Source organism: Streptomyces sp. SID3212, from assembly GCF_009865405.1.
Lineage (GTDB): Bacteria > Actinomycetota > Actinomycetes > Streptomycetales > Streptomycetaceae > Streptomyces.
In genome coordinates, this window is the sequence record NZ_WWJY01001095.1 from 1 (window position 1) to 606 (window position 606).

A 606-nucleotide genomic window follows, 5' to 3' on the forward strand; every position below is an offset into this window, starting at 1 on the left:
GGGAGTCGCTCGGGAAGGGCGGGCGCGTCACCTGCGGTCCGGCGGTGCCGCTGAGGGGGGCTCAGACGGCGCCGGGGCGCAGCGGGGAGGTCCCGCGCCCGTGCAGCACCAGGGCGCGGGCGAGGAAGCCCAGGGCCGCGGTGCAGACCAGGGTCCGCACGATGTTGGTGGCCACCCAGGTGTCCTTGAACTTGTCGACGACCGAGAAGTCGGTGATCTTCGCGGGGTCGCCGGCGGCGGCCAGCTCGTTGTTGAGCGGGATGTTGACGCTGAACGTGATGACGAGGGCGACCAGGTAGAGCGCCGCGGCGGCGGCGATCCAGAGCGCGGCGGCCCGGCGGCCCTGGCGGTGCTCCAGGAAGACCGCGATGCCGGTGGCGAGCAGCGCGCCGACGAAGACCATGCCGAAGAGCCCGCTGCCGTCGATGAGCGCGTTGAAGTTCTGCATCGCGGTGACGTAGGTGCGGTCGTCACCCTTGGCCAGACCGGGCATGACGGAGACGTCGAAGGCGAAGAAGAGGCCCGCCATCAGACCCATGGTGATGGTCGCGATCATCAGCAGGGGCCCGGCCGCCTTGCTGCGGCGCACCGGCGCGGCCACGGGGG

Annotated in this window: 1 protein-coding gene; it reads right to left on the reverse strand. The window is 71.9% G+C overall.

Annotation, left to right across the window (positions count from 1 at the left end; all coding sequences use genetic code 11):
- Positions 1 to 61 precede the first annotated feature (61 nt).
- Entirely contained in the window at positions 62 to 601 is a 540-nt protein-coding gene (locus GT042_RS32465) for a DUF1772 domain-containing protein (RefSeq protein ID WP_161312273.1), read from the reverse strand.
- Positions 602 to 606 lie beyond the last annotated feature (5 nt).